Origin of the sequence: Pantoea vagans (assembly GCF_001506165.1) — a bacterium.
GTDB lineage: Bacteria > Pseudomonadota > Gammaproteobacteria > Enterobacterales > Enterobacteriaceae > Pantoea > Pantoea vagans_C.
In genome coordinates this window covers 4239121-4258379 of record NZ_CP011427.1, presented here as the reverse complement: position 1 = coordinate 4258379, position 19259 = coordinate 4239121, and the positions used below count along the sequence as shown (strand labels likewise).

Here is a 19259-nt window from a genome sequence, read left to right as displayed (position 1 = left end):
CTTATCTCGCTTCCTCTCAATTTAATTCTATGAATTTCCGGTAGTTAGCAGCGAATTATCGTCAATTTAAGTCAATTGACGTACAGGAAGAACCGTGGCTAGATAAAAGACGATGTTATGCCCGTTGGGTGTAAGGGTACTTTTAAGACGATGAGGGTGTCAGGGTCAAATGAACGAACAATATTCCGCAATGCGAAGTAATGTCAGTATGCTCGGCAAACTGCTCGGGGATACGATAAAGGATGCACTGGGAGAGAACATCCTCGAACGTGTGGAGACCATCCGCAAGCTCTCTAAATCATCCCGCGCTGGAAATGACACCGATCGTAAGGAATTGCTGAACACGCTGCAAAACCTCTCTAACGACGAGCTGCTGCCCGTCGCGCGTGCCTTTAGCCAGTTCCTGAACCTGACCAACGTGGCTGAACAGTATCAGACCATTTCCCGCAGCGGCGAGGGGGCGAATAACCCTGAGCTGCTGAAAAAAACCTTTGAACATCTGAAACAGCAGGGCGACCTGAGTGAAGCGGCGATCCGTCAGGCGATTGAATCGCTGTCGCTGGAGCTGGTGTTAACTGCGCACCCAACCGAAATCACACGTCGCACCTTGATTCACATGCTGGGTGAAGTGAATAGCTGCTTGCAGCAACTCGATCACAGCGACATCTCCGATTATGAGCGCACGCAGGTGATGCGTCGCTTGCGCCAACTGGTCGCGCAAGCCTGGCATACGGATGAAATCCGTAAATATCGCCCTACCCCGATTGACGAAGCCAAATGGGGCTTTGCAGTGGTGGAAAACAGCCTGTGGCAAGGCGTGCCGGCTTTCCTGCGTGAGCTGAATGAACAAGTCGAAGAGACTTTTGGCATCAAGCTGCCAGTGGACTTCGTCCCAATTAAATTCACCTCATGGATGGGTGGCGACCGCGATGGCAACCCCAACGTTACTGCGCCGATCACCCGTCATGCGATGCAACTGAGCCGATGGAAAGCCGCCGATCTGTTCCTGCGCGATGTGGGTGTGCTGATCTCTGAGCTGTCGATGTCTGAATGCAGCGATGAAGTGCGTGAGCTGTGCGGCGATCCCGAAGCGCTGGAACCGTATCGCATGATCCTCAAGCGCATCCGTGGCCAGCTGATGACCACCCAAGCGTATCTGGGGCGTCGTCTGAAAGGTGAACGCCTGCCGCGTCCGGCTGATTTGCTGGTGAACAACGATCAGCTGTGGCAACCGCTGTTCGCTATCTATCAATCGCTGCAACAGTGCGGTATGGGCATCATTGCCAATGGCCAACTGCTGGATACGTTGCGCCGCGTGAAATGCTTTGGCGTACCGCTAGTGCGCATTGATATTCGCCAGGAGAGCACCCGTCATACTGAGGCGATTGCTGAAGTAACGCGCTACCTTGGTCTGGGTGATTATGAAAGCTGGTCAGAAGCCGACAAGCAGGCGTTCCTGATCCGTGAACTGAATTCCAAACGTCCGCTGCTGCCACACCAGTGGGAGCCAAGCGACAACACGCGTGAAGTGCTGGACACCTGTAAAGTGGTGGCCGATGCGCCAGAAGGATCGATCGCTTCCTACGTGATTTCCATGGCAAAAACGCCGTCAGATGTGCTGGCCGTGCATCTGCTGCTGAAAGAAGCGGGCATTCCTTATGCGATGCCGGTTGCGCCGCTGTTTGAAACCCTTGATGACCTGAACAACGCCAATGACGTGATGACGCAGTTGCTGAACATCGACTGGTATCGCGGCTTCATCAACGGCAAACAGATGGTGATGATTGGTTATTCCGACTCGGCAAAAGATGCCGGCGTGATGGCCGCCAGCTGGGCACAATATGAAGCACAAGACGCGCTGATCAAAACCTGTGAGAAGGCCGGCATCACGCTGACGCTGTTCCACGGACGCGGTGGTTCCATCGGCCGTGGCGGCGCACCTGCCCATGCAGCACTGCTGTCGCAACCGCCGGGCAGCCTGAAAGGTGGCCTGCGCGTGACTGAACAGGGCGAGATGATTCGCTTCAAGTACGGTTTGCCAGAAGTCACCATCGCTAGTCTGTCGCTGTATACCGGTGCGATTCTGGAAGCCAACCTGATGCCGCCGCCAGAACCAAAGCGTGAGTGGAAGGAGATCATGAACGGTCTGTCAGCGCACTCCTGCGCGATGTACCGTGGCTATGTGCGTGAAAATCCTGACTTCGTGCCGTATTTCCGTTCCGCAACACCGGAACAGGAACTGGGCAAACTGCCGCTCGGCTCGCGTCCGGCGAAGCGTCGTCCAACCGGTGGCGTGGAGTCACTGCGTGCCATTCCGTGGATTTTTGCCTGGACGCAGAACCGCCTGATGCTGCCGGCCTGGCTCGGTGCGGGTGCCGCGCTGCAGAAAGCGATGGATGAAGGCCATCAGGATCAACTGGAAGCGATGTGCCGCGAATGGCCGTTCTTTGCTACGCGCCTGGGTATGCTGGAAATGGTGTTCTCGAAAGCCGACTTGTGGCTGGCGGAGTATTACGATCAGCGTCTGGTGGATAAATCGCTGTGGTCGTTGGGCCAGCAACTGCGCGATCAGCTGGCAGCGGATATCAAAGCTGTGTTGACCATCGCCAACGATGCGCATCTGATGGCCGACCAACCATGGATTGCCGAGTCCATCGCGCTGCGTAACGTCTACACCGATCCGCTCAACGTGCTGCAGGCTGAATTGCTGCATCGTGCGCGTGCGCAGGAAGATCGTGGTGATGAGCCAGATGCACGCGTTGAACAAGCACTGATGGTAACGATTGCAGGTGTTGCGGCGGGTATGCGTAATACGGGCTAGTGGTGAAAACGCTCATCATGAAGGGGCCAATGTGCCCCTTTTTTCATGGGCGTCGCGAGAAGAGGCGACAAATTACGTAAAGTCGCTGTCTCGTCCCTGATCGCTCGGCGGGCGCCATCCATGGCGCTCGACGCTTTACTCCATTTGCCGCCTCTTCTCACTCTGTAAGCCAGTGCCTATAAAAAAAGAGGACCCATTGGCCCTCTTATTCGTGATTCCGTTGTAGATGATCAGGCCAAGACAGGCGGACGCACACCCAGCGTGTGACAAATGGCGTAGCTCAGCTCTGCACGGTTCAACGTATAGAAATGGAAATCTTTCACACCTTCGCGTGACAGGATTTTTACCATGTCCATGGCGACACTGGCGCCGACCATTTTGCGTGTCTCTGGATCGTTATCCAACCCTTCAAACATTGCATTCATCCAGCCAGGTACACGAACGTTGGTCATGGTGGCGAAGCGCTGCAGCTGTTTGAAGTTCGATACTGGCAGAATCCCCGGCACGATTTCCACGTCAATGCCTGCCGCTACGCAGCGGTCACGGAAGCGCAGATAACTTTCGACATCAAAGAAGAACTGCGTGATAGCGCGATTGGCTCCCGCATCCACTTTACGCTTCAGGTTGATCAGGTCCGCTTGGGCACTTTTCGCTTCGGGATGCACTTCTGGATAAGCCGCCACGGAGATATCAAAATCGCCCACTTCTTTAAGCAATTCAACTAAATCCGCGCCGTACATCTCGGGTTTGCCGCTGCCAGGCGGTAAATCGCCACGCAGCGCCACAATATGACGGATACCGTTTTCCCAGTAATCACGTGCAATCGCACGCAGTTCATCACGAGTGGCATCGATACAGGTTAAATGCGGCGCCGCTTCCAGGCCGGTACGATCTTTAATGCCTTTAATGATGCTATGCGTACGGTCACGCTCGCCTGAGTTGGCACCGTAGGTGACGGAGAGAAATTTAGGCTTCAGGCTGCTGAGTCGATCGATGGAGCTCCACAAGGTCTCTTCCATTTCACTGGTGCGCGGCGGGAAAAACTCAAAAGAAACATTAATTTGCCCGTTCAGCTCAGCCAGGCTTTGGTTCAGCGCTTCGCGTTGATTGGCGTGAAAGAAACTCATCCTGTTACCTCGTCATCACATCGATTATTTTGCGGCCCCCGAACATCCATACGTTTAGACGTCCAGATGCTTAAATTGAACGATTACGGGGTTAGCGTCAACCTAAAATTAATGTACAGGCGTGACAATAATTCAACCAATGTGAAAGAGTTTCATGAAAAGAGGGAAATGCAGACGACGGACGCCGTCTGCAGGATAGGTAAGATTACAGCAGTTGCGCGAGGCGGTTGATATCAGATTGCAGTGCGCCCGCCGTGACATCGCGGCCTGCGCCTGGCCCACGGATCACCAGCGGATTATCACGATACCAGCGGCTTTCGATGGCAAATACGTTATCACACGGCAGCAGCGAGGCGAGCGGATGCTCAGGACGCACCGCCTCAACACCAACGCGCGCTTTGCCATTCGCGTCGAAACGCGCCACGTAGCGCAGAACTAACCCCATCTCCTGCGCGGCCTCAAGGCGTTGCAGCATCTGGTCGTTAAGATCGTCGGCGTTCTCGAAAAAGTGATCGATAGATTCGTCTTCGCAATCCGCTGGCACCAGCGATTCGACACGCACCTGGTCTGGCTCAATGTCATAACCGGCTTCACGCGCCAGAATCACCAGCTTGCGCATCACGTCCTGACCCGATAAATCAACGCGTGGATCGGGCTCGGTTAAGCCCTGCTGCCAGGCCTGATCCACCAGCTCACTGAACGGCACCGTGCCATCAAATTGCAGGAACAGCCACGACAGCGTACCGGAGAAAATGCCGCTGATCGCCAGAATGCTGTCACCGCTTTCACGCAGATCGCGCACCGTATGGTTGACCGGCAAACCGGCGCCCACGGTGGCGTTATACAACCAATGGCGACCGGTTTTCGCGAAGGCATCACGGATCTGGCGCCAGCTTTGACCACTTGATGCCCCCGCCACTTTATTTGCACTGATGACGTGGAAACCGTGACTGGCAAAATCAAGGTACTGCTGGGCCAACGGCGCACTGGCAGTGACATCCAGCACCACTAAATCATCAAACGGGTGGGCGCGCATCCACAGGAACAATGACTCTTCATCGCGCGCTTCGGCTTCATCTTCAAAGAAAGCCAATGCGCGGCTGGCATCAAGACCTTCATAGCTCAGCAGGCTGCGGCTACTGTCCACCACACCCGCCAGCACATATTCAAAACCGGTCCGCGCCGATAAACTTTCCTGCTCGCGAGCAAACAGCTCCAGCCAACGCGAACCGATATTGCCTTTGCCGAACAGCATTAAACCAATGCGTTTTTCCGCGCGGAACAGCGACTGGTGCAGTCCCTGAATCAGATGCTGGGTTGGGCCGACACGCAGTACCGCAACGATGCTGATATGGTCTTCTGACTGCCAGACAAACTCAACCGGCTGATCTTTAATTTGCTGCCAGAAACGATGGCTGTGCAGAGGATTGCGCGTCACGCCTGCCCCCACCAGCGCCACCAGCGCTAAGCCATCACGCAATTGCAGATGACCCGGCAGCGCGGCGTCCTGCAACAGGTTAAAGGCGCTGTTCACCACTTCTGAGGTGTAGCAGAGTTGCAGCAACCGACGGTCAGGATGCACGCCAATCGCTAACGGACGCAGTTGCGCCCGCTTCAGCAGCAGATCGATCTCTTTCTGCTGGGTTTTAAAGTCATGGTTGTCTGGGATCTGAATCTCCACCAGACACACGTCGTCATGGCTGGTGACGATACGCGCGCCGGTGCCAGAAGCCAGCACGCGTTCAATGCGCGTGGAACCCTGCTCTGGCTGGTAACTGCAACGCAGTTGCAAATCGATATCGCTATTTGAGACTGGCTGTAACGTGCGGGTATGCAGCACCGGGGCAGCGAGACGTGCCAGTTCGCTGGCTTCGTCTAAACGCAGCAGCGGTAACAGACAAGCATCGGAGACTTTACGTGGATCGGCACTGTAAACCCCGGCCACGTCACTCCAGATGGTCACGCGACTGACGCCAGCCAGCGCACCAATCTGCGTGGCCGAGTAATCCGAACCATTACGGCCCAGCAACACGGTTTCACCGGCATCGCTGCGGCTGATAAAGCCGGTCACCACCAGACGTTTATGCGGATGCTGTGCCAGCAATGCCTGCAACAACGGCCAGGATTTGCCTTCATCCACCTGTGGCTGCGCAGCACGCTCGGCACGCAGGAAGTCACGTGCATCCAGCCAGGCCGCTTCAATATCACGCTGGCTAAGTACCGCGGCCATCAAACGCGCCGACCAAAGTTCGCCATGACCGACGACTTCGGCATAGACCGCATCGGTGATGGTGCCATCCAGCAGTGCCGCAAGACGTTCCAAATCACGAATAAACGAAGCCGTCAGGGTTTCAGCAAATTCAGCAGGCAGCAGCGCAGCAATCAGCTCGCTGTGGTAACGCCGTAAAGCTTGTTGCACCTGATGCGCAGATAGGCGATCGCTCTGGCTCAACTTGAGCCAGCTAATCAGCTGATTGGTGGTACTGCCTGCGGCAGAGACCACCATTAAGTCGCCCGGCTGGCTGTAATCCGCCATGATGCTGGCAACACGCTGATAACAACGCGCATCGGCCAGGCTACTGCCACCAAATTTATGCAACTGCTTGTTCGGCGTTCCCGCGCCTGCTGAAATCGTCATGCTTAGTCCTCGGCTGCGATCCGGAAGGCATTATCCAGATCGGCGATTAAATCTTCGTGATCTTCAATTCCGACAGAAATACGCAACAGCGTTTCCGAAATTCCCGCTGCGGCACGCGCTTCCGCAGACATACCGGCATGCGTCATGGTCGCGGTATGCGAAATCAAACTCTCTACGCCACCCAGCGATTCTGCCAGGGTGAACAGCTGCAGCGCTTTCAAGAAGCGGCGCAGACGTGCTTCATCAGCGTCGAGTTCAAAACTGAGCATCGCACCAAAGCCACGCTGTTGACGTACCGCATACTCATGACCCGCATTTTCCGGCAGAGATGGATGATACAGTTTTTTCACCAGCGGTTGTTGCTTCAGGTAATCAACAATTGCCAGCGCATTACGTTGTGCGGCCGCCATACGTGGTGCCAGCGTGCGCAAACCGCGCAGCAGCAGGTAGCTATCAAACGCTGCGCCGGTTACACCAATATTATTCGCCCACCAGGCCAGTTCGGTTGCCACGGCAGGATCTTTAGAAATCACTGCACCCGCCACCACGTCGGAGTGGCCATTCAGGTATTTGGTGCAAGAGTGGATCACCAGATCGGCGCCCAATGCCAGCGGGTTCTGCAACGCCGGGCTCAGGAAGGTGTTATCCACCACGCTGACGGCACCAGCTTCACGCGCCGCCTGGCAAATACCGGCGATATCCACCACGCGCAGCAACGGGTTGCTTGGGCTTTCGACCAGCACCAGCTTCGGTTTTTCAGCCAGTGCCGCGGCCAGTGCTGCTTTATCACCCTGATCGACAAATTTGACGCGATAAGCGCCACGCTTGCTCAGGCTGTCGAACAGGCGATAGCTGCCGCCGTAACAGTCATGTGGGGCCACCAACAGGTCGCCCGGCTTCAGGAACACGGTGGTCACCAAATGGATTGCCGACATCCCGGTATTGGTCAATACCGCGCCCACACCACCTTCCAACTCGGCCAGCGCGCGTTGTACCACATCACGCGTAGGATTTCCGCGACGTGAGTAGTCATGCGCACGCGGTTCGTTGAAATCGAGAAAGTTGTAGGTGCTGGAAAGATGAATCGGGGGGACAACGCAGCCATATTGCTCGTCATCATTCAAACCGCTGCGTACTGCGATGGTTGCCTGTTTACGCGTCATGGTGCTTACTGTTCCTGAAGTGTAATAAGAAGTGGCAACAGGATAACATTCAGCGCATAGACGTCAATACATCTGGACATCTAAATGTCTTTGCGTATAGATTGAGCAAATCATCAATAACCGCTAAAATTACGCGTCATCGCCTGGTGTTCAGCGCGCTTTCCTGTGAAAAGCGATGTTTAAGCATAAAACCGGCAGTTTAAGCGGTCAGGCATCGAAAAATCGGGCATAATCAACGGATTTCCCCATATTCAACTTTTATTGATTAAGGTAACCCATGGCTGAATGGAACGGCGAATATATCAGCCCTTACGCTGAGCACGGTAAGAAGAGCGAGCAGGTCAAGAAAATTACAGTTTCTATCCCGCTGAAAGTGCTGAAAATTTTAACGGATGAGCGCACCCGCCGTCAGGTGAACAACCTGCGTCATGCCACTAACAGCGAATTGCTGTGCGAAGCCTTTTTGCATGCTTTCACCGGGCAGCCTCTGCCAAATGATGTTGATCTGCGTAAAGAACGCAGTGATGAGATTCCGGAAGAAGCCAAACAGATCATGCGTGAGATGGGCATCGATCCCGATACCTGGGAATACTGAGTCCAGAAACAAAAAAACCCAGCCTTGGCTGGGTTTTTTCTTGCTGCCGAATCATGAAGATTCGATGGCAAATAATCTTATTTCTTGCTGCCTGGGATGCTGAAACGCTTGTTGAAGCGATCAACACGACCACCAGAATCAACAACACGCTGCTTACCAGTGTAGAACGGGTGGCATTTGCCGCACACGTCCAGGTTCAGGGTACCAGTCATGGTTGAACGGGTGTTGATCACGTTGCCGCAAGAGCAGGTGATGGTCACAGCTTCGTATTTCGGGTGAATACCTTGTTTCATGGGAGAACCTCATAAAAGGCCGTGTCGCTCTCCGTGCCAGGCGAACCTGCACAGCACCACACGCGGTTGAACAATTAAGTGTATCTTTGACGAGTCGTCTCATCAAAGGCGGCATAGTATACAGAATTTGACCGCACCAGGCAAATCCCGGCGATCTATACCCGCTGCTGAAGCGAGCGTGTACACTACTTCTCCTTTTGACAGAACCGGATAGAGATCGACATGCCCGTTGTTCAGGTTGCCCTGCCCGTTCCGCTGCCTCGCCTGTTTGACTACCTGCTGCCCATCGACGCGCCGCAGCCGGTGGTCGGTAGCCGCGTGAGCGTACCGTTTGGCAATCGCAAAATGATTGGCATTGTGGTGAAGATTCAAGAAAGCAGCGATCTGCCTCTGACGCAGCTAAAGCAACTGGAAAGCGTGCTGGACGATCAGAGCCTTTTCTCTCCCGCACTGTGGCGCATCCTCAACTGGGCAGCAAGTTACTATCATTACCCACTCGGCGAAGTGCTGAGCCACGCGTTGCCGGTGCTGTTGCGCCAGGGTAAACCGGCTCAGGAATCCCCGCTCTGGCAGTGGGTGATCAACGACGCGGGACGTGAAGTGGCGATGGAAAGCCTGAAGCGTGCGCCTAAGCAGCAGCAGGCACTGGCGGCACTGCGCCAACAGCCGCTTTATCGCCACCAGGTCAGTGAACAGGATCTGACTGATGCTGCGCTGCAATCGCTGCGCACAAAAGGGCTGTGTGATCTGCGTGAACACGCGCCGCAAATGCACGACTGGCGCACCACCTTTGCCGTAAAAGGCGATCGCCTGCGCCTGAACACCGATCAAGCCATGGCAGTAGGTGCGATTCGCAGCGAAGACGAGCACTATGCCCCTTGGTTACTGGCAGGCATTACCGGTTCCGGTAAAACGGAAGTCTACCTCAGCGTGCTGGAGAATGTGCTGGCACGCGGCAAACAGGCGCTGGTGCTGGTGCCAGAAATCGGGCTGACGCCCCAAACTATCGCCCGCTTCCGCGAACGATTTGATGCGCCCATCGATGTCCTGCACTCTGCACTCAACGACAGTGAGCGCCTGGCAGTGTGGCTGCGTGCGCGCCGCGGCGAAACGGCGATTATCATCGGCACGCGCTCGGCCTTGTTCACGCCGCTGGCCCGTCCTGGCGTGATCATTATTGATGAAGAGCACGACAGCTCTTATAAGCAGCAGGAAGGCTGGCGCTATCAGGCTCGTGATTTGGCGGTGTTCCGTGCGCACGAGGAGGATATTCCTGTCGTGATGGGTTCAGCCACGCCGGCGCTGGAAACCCTGCACAATGTGCGCGTCGGGAAATATCGCCAGCTCAATCTCACCAAGCGCGCTGGAAATGCCAAACCGGCTTTGCAACAGCTGATCGATCTTAAGGGCCAGCAGCTAAAAGGCGGCCTGGCCCCTGCGCTGTTAGGCAAAATGCGTCAGCATTTACAGGCCGATAATCAGGTGTTGCTGTTCCTTAACCGACGCGGATTTTCTCCGGCGTTAATGTGCCACGACTGCGGCTGGTTAGCCGAGTGTCAGCGTTGCGATAGCTATTACACCCTCCATCAACATCACCGCCAGTTGCGCTGCCACCATTGCGACAGCCAGCGCCCGCTGCCAAACCAGTGTCCTGGCTGTGGTTCGACGCATTTGATGCCGGTGGGTGTAGGGACCGAACAGCTGGAACAGCAGCTCAGCACACTCTTCCCTGGCGTGCCGGTATCGCGCATCGACCGTGATACCACCAGCCGCAAAGGCGCGCTGGAACAACATCTGGCCGATGTACATCGCGGGGGAGCCCGCATTTTGGTCGGTACGCAGATGCTGGCCAAAGGCCACCATTTCCCCGATGTGACGCTGGTATCGCTACTGGATGTCGATGGCGCGTTGTTCTCCGCTGACTTCCGGGCCGCCGAACGCTTTGCGCAGCTGTATACCCAGGTCGCGGGCCGCGCTGGACGCGCCGGAAAACAGGGTGAAGTGTTGCTACAAACCCATCATCCGGAACATCCCCTGTTGCAGACGCTGCTCCATCGCGGCTATTTCGCTTTTGCTGATGAAACCTTGCTGGAGCGCCAATCCGTCCAACTCCCCCCCTGGACCAGCCATGCGCTGTTTCGGGCTGAAGACTTGGATAACGCGCAGGCCGCCGAATTTCTGACGCAGCTGCGTAATTTGCTGGAAGCCAGCCCACTGAAAGATGAAGCCATGTGGTTGATGGGTCCGGTTCCTGCTCTGGCGCCGAAACGCAGTGGACGCTGGCGTTGGCAACTGCTGATACAGCACCCTTCACGCAAACGCCTGCAACAGTTGCTCAGCAGTTCATTGCCCTTAGTCTCAACCTTGCCAGCCGCGCGTAAAGTGAAATGGACGCTGGATATCGATCCTACTGAGAGCTAAGCCACATCACATCTGCGAGCCAGATCGAAAAAAGTCGCACAAGTCACAATTTTTATGCAAATTAAGTAACAACCTCATCCGGCGTTGGGTTATCAATAGTGCCCATCCCGGCTGAAGCCCGGCAATGTCTGAAAATCAATGCGCTGTACCGCGTCAGGAGTTATACGTTGGACCAGAAGCAACCTTCATCTGCTGCCACCATGAAAGATGTGGCCGAGAAAGCCGGCGTTTCAACCGCCACGGTATCTCGTGCGTTGATGAATCCAGAAAAAGTCTCGGCTGCCACCCGGCAGAAAGTTGAACAGGCCGTCATTGACGTAGGCTACGCGCCACATGGATTGGCGCGCAACGCCAAACGCGGTGAAACTCAAACCATTCTGGTGATTGTGCCGGACATCTGTGACCCCTTCTTTAGCGAAATCATTCGTGGCGTGGAAGTGACTGCCGCTCAGGAAGGTTATCTGGTGCTGATTGGTGACTGCGCGCATCAGGATCAACAAGAAAAAACCTTCCTGAACCTGATGCTGACACGGCAAATCGACGGGATGGTGCTGCTGGGTTCACAGTTGCCATTCGAGGCGGGTATTGAAGATCAACGCAATCTGCCACCGATGGTGATGGGCAATGAGTTTGCCCCAGAAATGGCGCTGCCCACGGTGCACATCGATAACCTGACCGCAGCCTTTGAAGCGGTCAACCATCTGCTGCAACTCGGCCATCGCCAGATTGCGTGTATCACCGGCCCTGAGCACATCCCACTCTGCCAGTATCGTTTGCAAGGCTATATTCAGGCGCTGCGCCGCAGCAATATCGCCATTGACCCGACGATGATTGTCCACGGTGATTTCACCTTCGAAGCAGGCGCTAATGCGCTGAAACAGTTAATGAGCTTACCGATCCCGCCTAAAGCGATATTCTGTCACAGCGATTTGATGGCGCTGGGCGCGATGAATCAAGCACGTAAACTCGGCATGCGCATTCCTCAGGACCTTTCCGTGGTGGGTTTTGACGATATCGAGCTGGCACAGTATTACGATCCACCGCTGACCACCGTCGCCCAGCCGCGATTTGCCATCGGCCGCGAAGCGATGCTGCTGTTGCTCGATGAGTTACAAGGTAAGCGGGTCAATAACGGGTCTCGCCTGCTGGATGCAGAGCTGCGCGTGCGCGGGAGCACGGCACCCGCCGCAAAACGTGAAAAATAACGATGGAACCCTGCATTTTCAGCAGATTCTTAAGGCAGACTCTGCTGGTCAAAGTTCCAGCCCTTGAGTAACATGGCGCATTCCTTGCCGGGCAATTAACAGTACATTTACAGGCCCATTGGCATTTTTTAAAGGGTATCAGAACGAAAGTGGCACAGAGAGATTATGTAGGCCGCGGGCGTTCAACAGGGACGCGTCGCAAAAAACCCGCAGCGGGCCGCAGCAAGAAAAGCAAAGGCGGCTCCGGCACCTCAAAGCTGATGATGGTACTGGCCGTGGCCGTGCTGGTCACCTTTGCCGGTGGTTTATGGTTCATCTCTCATCATAAAAAAGAAGAGACTGAGGTTATTCCGAATCATAAAGCCAACGGCAACGGCCTTCCGCCTAAGCCGGAAGAGCGCTGGAAGTACATCAAAGAGCTGGAAAATCGCCAGATCACCGTGCCAACGCCGACTGAACCGTCTGCTGGCGGTGGCGTGCAGTCGCAAACCCAACTCACTGATGAACAACGTCAGCTGCTGGAGCAGATGCAGGCGGATATGCGCCAGCAACCCACGCAGCTGAACGAAGTGCCATGGAACGAGCAAACACCTGCGCAGCGCCAGCAAACCTTGCAACGTCAGCAGCAGGTGCAAGTTCAGCAACAGCAATTACAGCGCCAGCAGCAACAGTTACAACAGCAGCAGCGCCAACAGCAGATTCAGCAGCAGCAGGCCACGCGTCAGCAGCAGCAACCCGCGCCAATTACCCGCGAGCCGGTGCAACAGCCGAAACCGCAGGAGACGGCAAAAGCGAAGCCGGAAGAGAAGGCCACTGCTCAGCGCTGGATGGTGCAGTGTGGATCGTTTAAAGGTACCGATCAGGCAGAATCTGTGCGTGCGGGGCTGGCATTCGAAGGTTTCGAAAGCCGCATCACCACCGGCGGTGGCTGGAATCGCGTGGTTATCGGACCGTTTAAAGATCGCAGCAGCGCGGACAGCACCGTCAAACGCTTACACAGTTCCGGCCACAGCAGCTGTATTCCTCTCGCATTACCTTAAAGACGAGCGGCAAGTGCACTCCCCCTGAGCATACAACAGGGGTGAGCGTACCTCGCCAGCTCACCTGCCCTGTCAAGTAAGACAAATCTTGGGGTTGAAACCCTCTAAACTTGCCCCATATCTGGTTGCATGATACTCCGCGCTCTGTGCGCGGCGTTCCTTTTCCACTGCAACAAGGGGTCTGCCCGTGACAACAATAGTAAGTGTACGACGCAACGGCCGAGTCGTAATTGGCGGTGATGGCCAGGCGACTCTCGGCAATACCGTGATGAAAGGCAATGTTAAGAAAGTGCGTCGTCTCTACAACGACAAAGTCATCGCTGGTTTTGCTGGCGGTACTGCAGATGCCTTCACCCTATTTGAACTGTTCGAGCGCAAGCTGGAGATGCATCAGGGTCACCTGGTGAAAGCCGCGGTCGAACTGGCAAAAGACTGGCGCACCGATCGCATGCTGCGCCGTCTTGAAGCACTGCTGGCGGTCGCTGATGAAAACTCCTCGTTGATCATCAGCGGTAACGGTGACGTGATTCAGCCGGAAAATGACCTGATTGCCATCGGTTCTGGCGGACCTTACGCCCAGGCAGCGGCACGCGCCCTGCTGGAGAACACGGACATTGGTGCGCACGATATCGTAGAGAAAGCGCTGAACATCGCGGGTGATATCTGCATCTACACCAACCACAACATTAACTTCGAAGAATTACCGTCTAAGGCGTAAGGATTAAAATCATGTCTGAGATGACTCCCCGTGAGATTGTCAGCGAGCTTAACCGCTTCATCATTGGCCAGGATGGCGCCAAGAAGGCCGTCGCGATTGCGCTGCGTAACCGCTGGCGCCGCATGCAGCTCGACGAAGAGCTGCGCCATGAAGTGACACCAAAAAACATTCTGATGATTGGCCCGACCGGTGTCGGTAAAACCGAAATCGCTCGCCGTCTGGCAAAACTCGCTAACGCACCTTTCATCAAAGTTGAGGCCACTAAATTCACCGAAGTCGGTTATGTCGGTAAAGAAGTGGACTCGATTATTCGTGATTTGACCGACTCCGCTATCAAGATGGTGCGCAGCCAGGCGATCGAGAAAAACAAATACCGTGCCGAAGAGATGGCTGAAGAGCGCATTCTCGATGTGCTGATCCCACCGGCAAAAAATAACTGGGGCCAGGCGGAGCACACCGCTGAACCTTCTGCTGCACGCCAGTCTTTCCGCAAGAAGCTGCGTGAAGGCCAGTTGGACGATAAAGAAATTGAGATCGATCTGGCGGCCTCTTCTGCCGGTGTTGAGATCATGGCTCCTCCTGGCATGGAAGAGATGACCAGCCAGTTGCAGTCGATGTTCCAAAACCTCGGCGGTCAGAAGCAGAAAGCACGCAAGCTGAAGATCAAAGACGCGATGAAGCTGCTGATCGAGGAAGAAGCGGCAAAACTGGTGAATCCGGAAGAGTTGAAGCAGGACGCTATCGAGGCTGTTGAGCAGCACGGTATCGTTTTCATCGACGAAATCGACAAAATCTGTAAGCGCGGCGGCCAGTCTTCCGGTCCTGACGTTTCACGTGAAGGCGTGCAGCGCGACTTGCTGCCGCTGGTAGAAGGTTGCACCGTTTCAACCAAACACGGCATGGTCAAAACTGACCACATCCTGTTTATTGCTTCGGGCGCATTCCAGGTGGCGAGCCCATCGGATCTGATTCCAGAACTGCAGGGTCGTTTACCGATTCGCGTTGAGCTGCAAGCGCTGACTGTGAATGACTTTGAGCGCATTCTGACAGAACCTAATGCCTCCGTTACCGTGCAGTACAAAGCGCTGATGGGCACAGAAGGTGTGAATGTCGATTTCACCGAAGACGGCATTCGTCGTATCGCTGAAGCCGCATGGCAGGTCAATGAAACCACCGAGAACATCGGTGCGCGCCGCCTGCACACGGTGTTGGAACGTCTGATGGAAGACATCTCCTATGACGCCAGCGATCGTAGCGGTGAATCCATCACCATTGATGCCGAGTACGTTGGCAAGCATCTGGACGTGCTGGTGGCAGACGAAGATCTCAGCCGCTTTATTCTGTAATCGTCTCATCGATGTGCGATGCCCGGCCACTGCGCCGGGCATTTTTTTTGCGCAGGATATTGATGCAGCGCTTTTTTTGACGGTTGATGATTTTGCCAACAATCCTCAGATAGCGATATACTTACCCCTCCTGTGGCAAACAGACGATACCCTCATGAAATACGATACTTCCGAACTCTGTGACATCTACCATGAAGAAGTGAACGTGGTTGAACCGCTCTTTTCAAATTTTGGCGGACGCACCTCATTCGGTGGACAAATCACCACAGTGAAATGTTTCGAAGACAACGGCCTGCTCTATGATTTACTCGAAGAGAATGGTCGGGGTCGTGTGCTGGTCATTGACGGCGGAGGTTCCGTACGTCGCGCGCTGGTGGATGCACAACTGGCACGTCTGGCCGCGCAAAATGAGTGGGAAGGATTGGTGGTTTACGGTTCCGTGCGCCAGGTTGACGATCTGGAGGAGCTGGAGATCGGCATTCAGGCGATTGCCGCGATTCCCGTAGGCGCTGCAGGTGAAGGTATTGGTGAAAGTGACGTTCGCGTTAACTTTGGTGGTGTCACCTTCTTCTCCGGTGACCACTTGTATGCCGACAATACCGGTATCATCCTGTCGGAAGACGCACTCGATATCGAGTAAGCCACAAAATACACCTTAAATACTTCGAGTCCCCTCATGGGGCCTACTCTTGGTGCAGGAAGGCAGCCAACGCACCTGCGGCTTGAAGTATGACGGGTATAAAACGGGTGCCGAGGCACCCGTTGGTTTAAGCGCTGATGTTTAAATACTGGCTTAAACCTCTTCCATTTTTCCCAGCAGTGCACGCAGGCGCTCCTGCCATACATGCTGCTCTTCTTTCAGATGCTGGTTTTCACGTACCAGTGCATCCTGGTTGCCAGAAGCCTGGCTGGCTTCGTTGCGCAGCGTGTTGTTCTGATCTTTCAGCTCTTCAATTTCCATCTGCAGCAGAGTGATGGTATCAATCGCCTGCTGTACTTTCGCTTCCAGTTTTTCGAACACTTCAAATGACATCTTTCTGACCTCTCCTAAATCTCTTGCAAGGCGTTGATGGTGCTGGGACTGCCTTGTTATGGTGCGTCCAGCCACGATGTCCCGATTGTATGTAGCGAGACCTTGCAAGTCCAGCGGCACAGGGCCTGCAACGCTAGTCTGTAACACTTTTCAGTTAATGCTTAAAAAAACGCTCACGTTCGCGCATTTTTGCGCGCGGTCACGGTATTGCACCCAGTGACAGCAGGGTTAATGGGTCATAAAGAAAAGCAAAAGACGCGAAAACGCGCATTTTTATGACGCAGTACACATATTTCGATTTCGCTATTTCTCGTTTATGCTCGTTAACGATAAATTCACATCAGCCCTACATAAGAGCTGGGTGACTCATGGATTGAGAACAAAAACTGATAAAATTTAACCTCGCTTCAGGAATACCATTATGAGTCAGACAACGAACACACTAAAAGGTCAGTGCATCGCCGAGTTTCTCGGCACCGGTTTGATCATCTTTTTTGGTGCAGGCTGTGTGGCGGCGCTGAAACTGGCGGGTGCCGCATTCGGTCAGTGGGAAATTTGTATTATCTGGGGTTTAGCTGTCTCCATGGCAGTTTATCTCAGTGCTGGCGTGTCAGGTGCGCATTTGAATCCAGCCGTTACCGTCGCGCTGTGCCTGTTCGCTAACTTCGAAGGCCGTAAAGTTCTGCCCTACATCCTGGCGCAGGTTGCCGGAGCCTTCTGTGCGGCAGCGTTGGTTTATGGTCTCTACTACAATTTGTTCTTTGATTATGAAGTCAGCCATCAAATGGTACGCGGTAGCGTGCAGAGCCTCGACCTGGCCGGCATCTTCTCTACCTATCCAAACCCACACATCACTGTAGGTCAGGCTTTCCTGGTGGAGATGGTGATTACGGCAGTGTTGATGGCGGTGATTATGGCACTGACTGACGACGGCAATGGTGTGCCTCGTGGTCCGCTGGCGCCGCTGTTAATTGGTCTGCTGGTTGCCGTGATTGGCGGTTCAATGGGCCCACTCACCGGCTTCGCACTGAACCCGGCACGTGACTTTGGTCCAAAACTGTTTGCCTTCATCGCCGGTTGGGGTGACGTGGCCTTTACCGGTGGCAAAGATATTCCTTACTTCCTGGTTCCGATTTTTGGCCCATTAGTGGGTGCCTGCCTCGGAGCCTTCGGTTACCGTTCACTGATTGGCCGTAACTTGCCTGTCAATGTGGCGGAAGCCAGCAAAACAGAAAAACCGGTCGCACGCGCTGAGCAGCGTAAAGCGTAAGTTTCATCGTTAATCATCAGGAAAATAAAATGACTACGACTGATAAAAAATACATTCTCGCGCTCGATCAGGGCACGACCAGCTCCCGTGCCGTGGTACTGGATCATGACGCGAACATCGTCGCCGTCTCACAGCGTGAATTTACCCAGATCTACCCGAAAGCGGGCTGGGTAGAGCATGACCCAATGGACATCTGGGCCTCACAAAGCTCAACGCTGGTAGAAGTGCTGGCTCATGCCGACATTCGCTCTGATGAAATTGCCGCGATTGGTATCACTAACCAGCGTGAAACCGCCATCGTGTGGGATAAAGAGACCGGTAAGCCAATCTACAACGCCATTGTCTGGCAGGATCCGCGTACTGCGGACTACTGTAACAAGCTGAAGAAAGAGGGACTGGAAGAGTACATCCAGCACACCACCGGTCTGGTGATTAACCCGTACTTCTCCGGCACCAAAGTGAAGTGGATTCTCGACAACGTGGAAGGTGCGCGTGAGCGTGCAAAACGTGGCGAGCTGCTGTTCGGAACCGTTGATACCTGGCTGGTGTGGAAAATGACACAGGGCCGCGTACACATCACCGATCACACCAATGCCTCGCGTACCATGATGTACAACATCCACAAGCTGGAGTGGGATGAGCGCATGCTGGAGATCCTTGATATTCCGCGCGAAATGCTGCCGGAAGTTAAAGGCTCTTCTGAAATCTACGGCCAGACCAACATCGGTGGTAAAGGCGGTACGCGTATTCCTATCGCCGGTATTGCAGGTGACCAACAGGCAGCGCTGTACGGCCAGCTGTGTGTGCAACCTGGCATGGCGAAAAACACTTACGGCACTGGCTGCTTCATGTTGATGAACACCGGTACCGAAGCGGTGACCTCCACCCACGGCCTGCTGACCACCATCGCCTGCGGCCCACGCGGTGAAGTGAACTATGCACTGGAAGGTGCGGTGTTTATCGGCGGCGCGTCCATTCAGTGGCTGCGTGATGAGATGAAGCTGATCAGTGATTCAACTGACTCTGAATACTTCGCGCTGAAAGTGAAAGACACCAACGGCGTTTACATGGTGCCAGCCTTCACCGGTCTGGGCGCACCATACTGGGATCCGTATGCGCGTGGCGCCATCTTTGGTCTGACACGTGGTGCGAATGCTAACCACATCATCCGCGCGACTCTGGAATCCATCGCTTACCAGACGCGTGACGTACTGGAAGCCATGCAGAATGATGCCGGTACGCGCCTGCAATCCCTGCGTGTTGATGGCGGTGCGGTTGCCAACAACTTCCTGATGCAGTTCCAGTCAGACATTCTGGGTACCCGCGTTGAGCGTCCAGAAGTGCGTGAGGTCACAGCATTAGGCGCCGCTTACCTGGCGGGCCTGGCGGTTGGCTTCTGGAGCGATCTGGAAGAAGTGCGTGCGAAAGCCGTGGTTGAGCGCGAGTTCCGCCCAAGCATTGAAACCACCGAACGTAACGTACGTTACGCTGGCTGGAAGAAAGCTGTCGCGCGCGCACAAGCGTGGGAAGACTCAGAGTAATACTCAACTGACCCGCGGCACCCTGCCGCGGGTTTTTCTACCCGTCTC

Annotated in this window: 15 protein-coding genes; 10 read left to right on the top strand and 5 right to left on the bottom strand. The window is 54.8% G+C overall.

Going from position 1 to position 19259, the window contains the following annotated elements; translation table 11 throughout:
* Window positions 1-169: 169 nt before the first annotated feature.
* On the top strand, window positions 170-2821 hold the full coding sequence (ppc, locus tag LK04_RS19650) for a phosphoenolpyruvate carboxylase (protein WP_039328300.1): 2652 nt from the start codon (window positions 170-172) through the stop codon (window positions 2819-2821).
* Window positions 2822-3051: 230 nt separating this feature from the next.
* Here ppc and metF read toward each other — a convergent pair whose 3' ends face one another.
* The 3 genes from metF to metB all read right to left on the bottom strand — a co-directional run bounded on the left by metF (window position 3052) and on the right by metB (window position 7749).
* Window positions 3052-3948, bottom strand: coding sequence for a methylenetetrahydrofolate reductase (metF, locus tag LK04_RS19645; RefSeq protein ID WP_039328297.1), 897 nt, complete (start codon window positions 3946-3948; stop codon window positions 3052-3054).
* 205 nt (window positions 3949-4153) lie between these two features.
* Window positions 4154-6586: a bifunctional aspartate kinase/homoserine dehydrogenase II gene (locus LK04_RS19640; RefSeq protein WP_039328294.1), complete on the bottom strand. Its 2433-nt coding sequence runs from the start codon at window positions 6584-6586 to the stop codon at window positions 4154-4156.
* 2 nt (window positions 6587-6588) lie between these two features.
* Complete coding sequence (metB, locus tag LK04_RS19635; protein ID WP_039328291.1) at window positions 6589-7749, bottom strand: cystathionine gamma-synthase; 1161 nt, start codon at window positions 7747-7749, stop codon at window positions 6589-6591.
* Between the two features lie 277 nt (window positions 7750-8026).
* On the opposite strand from metB, the gene metJ reads away from it, so the two are divergent.
* Window positions 8027-8344: a met regulon transcriptional regulator MetJ gene (metJ, locus tag LK04_RS19630; protein ID WP_034823729.1), complete on the top strand. Its 318-nt coding sequence runs from the start codon at window positions 8027-8029 to the stop codon at window positions 8342-8344.
* 77 nt (window positions 8345-8421) lie between these two features.
* On the opposite strand, the gene rpmE is transcribed toward metJ, so the two are convergent.
* Window positions 8422-8637, bottom strand: coding sequence for a 50S ribosomal protein L31 (gene rpmE / locus LK04_RS19625; protein ID WP_021506837.1), 216 nt, complete (start codon window positions 8635-8637; stop codon window positions 8422-8424).
* A gap of 222 nt (window positions 8638-8859) precedes the next feature.
* On the opposite strand from rpmE, the gene priA reads away from it, so the two are divergent.
* The 6 genes from priA (at window position 8860) to rraA (ending at window position 16007) form a co-directional block, all read left to right on the top strand.
* A complete protein-coding gene (gene priA, locus LK04_RS19620; RefSeq protein ID WP_039328286.1) occupies window positions 8860-11058 on the top strand; it encodes a primosomal protein N' in 2199 nt (732 codons plus the stop codon).
* 200 nt (window positions 11059-11258) lie between these two features.
* Entirely contained in the window at window positions 11259-12263 is a 1005-nt protein-coding gene (gene cytR / locus LK04_RS19615) for a DNA-binding transcriptional regulator CytR (RefSeq protein WP_418903655.1), read from the top strand.
* 149 nt (window positions 12264-12412) lie between these two features.
* Window positions 12413-13303, top strand: coding sequence for a cell division protein FtsN (gene ftsN, locus LK04_RS19610; RefSeq protein ID WP_039328280.1), 891 nt, complete (start codon window positions 12413-12415; stop codon window positions 13301-13303).
* 187 nt (window positions 13304-13490) lie between these two features.
* The gene (gene hslV, locus LK04_RS19605; protein ID WP_071885763.1) at window positions 13491-14021 is read left to right on the top strand and encodes an ATP-dependent protease subunit HslV; all 531 of its coding nucleotides are present in this window, start codon (window positions 13491-13493) and stop codon (window positions 14019-14021) included.
* Window positions 14022-14032: 11 nt separating this feature from the next.
* Window positions 14033-15367: an HslU--HslV peptidase ATPase subunit gene (gene hslU, locus LK04_RS19600; protein ID WP_039328277.1), complete on the top strand. Its 1335-nt coding sequence runs from the start codon at window positions 14033-14035 to the stop codon at window positions 15365-15367.
* 154 nt (window positions 15368-15521) lie between these two features.
* A complete protein-coding gene (rraA, locus tag LK04_RS19595) occupies window positions 15522-16007 on the top strand; it encodes a ribonuclease E activity regulator RraA (RefSeq protein WP_039328319.1) in 486 nt (161 codons plus the stop codon).
* Between the two features lie 153 nt (window positions 16008-16160).
* Here rraA and zapB read toward each other — a convergent pair whose 3' ends face one another.
* A complete protein-coding gene (zapB, locus tag LK04_RS19590; protein WP_034823745.1) occupies window positions 16161-16400 on the bottom strand; it encodes a cell division protein ZapB in 240 nt (79 codons plus the stop codon).
* Window positions 16401-16821: 421 nt separating this feature from the next.
* On the opposite strand from zapB, the gene LK04_RS19585 reads away from it, so the two are divergent.
* The gene (locus LK04_RS19585) at window positions 16822-17670 is read left to right on the top strand and encodes an MIP/aquaporin family protein (protein ID WP_039328274.1); all 849 of its coding nucleotides are present in this window, start codon (window positions 16822-16824) and stop codon (window positions 17668-17670) included.
* Window positions 17671-17699: 29 nt separating this feature from the next.
* Window positions 17700-19211 carry a glycerol kinase GlpK gene (glpK, locus tag LK04_RS19580; RefSeq protein ID WP_034823749.1) on the top strand — a complete coding sequence of 504 codons (1512 nt, stop codon included), beginning with the start codon at window positions 17700-17702 and terminating at the stop codon, window positions 19209-19211.
* The last annotated feature ends 48 nt before the right edge of the window (window positions 19212-19259 follow it).

Bases quoted from the DNA above. Each gene is read 5' to 3' on its own strand.
- hslU (WP_039328277.1), top strand. From the start codon at position 14,033: ATGTCTGAGATGACTCCCCGTGAGATTGTCAGCGAGCTTAACCGCTTC.
- metJ (WP_034823729.1), top strand. From the start codon at position 8,027: ATGGCTGAATGGAACGGCGAATATATCAGCCCTTACGCTGAGCACGGT.
- priA (WP_039328286.1), top strand. From the start codon at position 8,860: ATGCCCGTTGTTCAGGTTGCCCTGCCCGTTCCGCTGCCTCGCCTGTTT.
- rpmE (WP_021506837.1), bottom strand. From the start codon at position 8,637: ATGAAACAAGGTATTCACCCGAAATACGAAGCTGTGACCATCACCTGC.
- metF (WP_039328297.1), bottom strand. From the start codon at position 3,948: ATGAGTTTCTTTCACGCCAATCAACGCGAAGCGCTGAACCAAAGCCTG.
- cytR (WP_418903655.1), top strand. From the start codon at position 11,259: ATGAAAGATGTGGCCGAGAAAGCCGGCGTTTCAACCGCCACGGTATCT.
- rraA (WP_039328319.1), top strand. From the start codon at position 15,522: ATGAAATACGATACTTCCGAACTCTGTGACATCTACCATGAAGAAGTG.
- LK04_RS19640 (WP_039328294.1), bottom strand. From the start codon at position 6,586: ATGACGATTTCAGCAGGCGCGGGAACGCCGAACAAGCAGTTGCATAAA.
- zapB (WP_034823745.1), bottom strand. From the start codon at position 16,400: ATGTCATTTGAAGTGTTCGAAAAACTGGAAGCGAAAGTACAGCAGGCG.
- ppc (WP_039328300.1), top strand. From the start codon at position 170: ATGAACGAACAATATTCCGCAATGCGAAGTAATGTCAGTATGCTCGGC.
- glpK (WP_034823749.1), top strand. From the start codon at position 17,700: ATGACTACGACTGATAAAAAATACATTCTCGCGCTCGATCAGGGCACG.
- LK04_RS19585 (WP_039328274.1), top strand. From the start codon at position 16,822: ATGAGTCAGACAACGAACACACTAAAAGGTCAGTGCATCGCCGAGTTT.
- metB (WP_039328291.1), bottom strand. From the start codon at position 7,749: ATGACGCGTAAACAGGCAACCATCGCAGTACGCAGCGGTTTGAATGAT.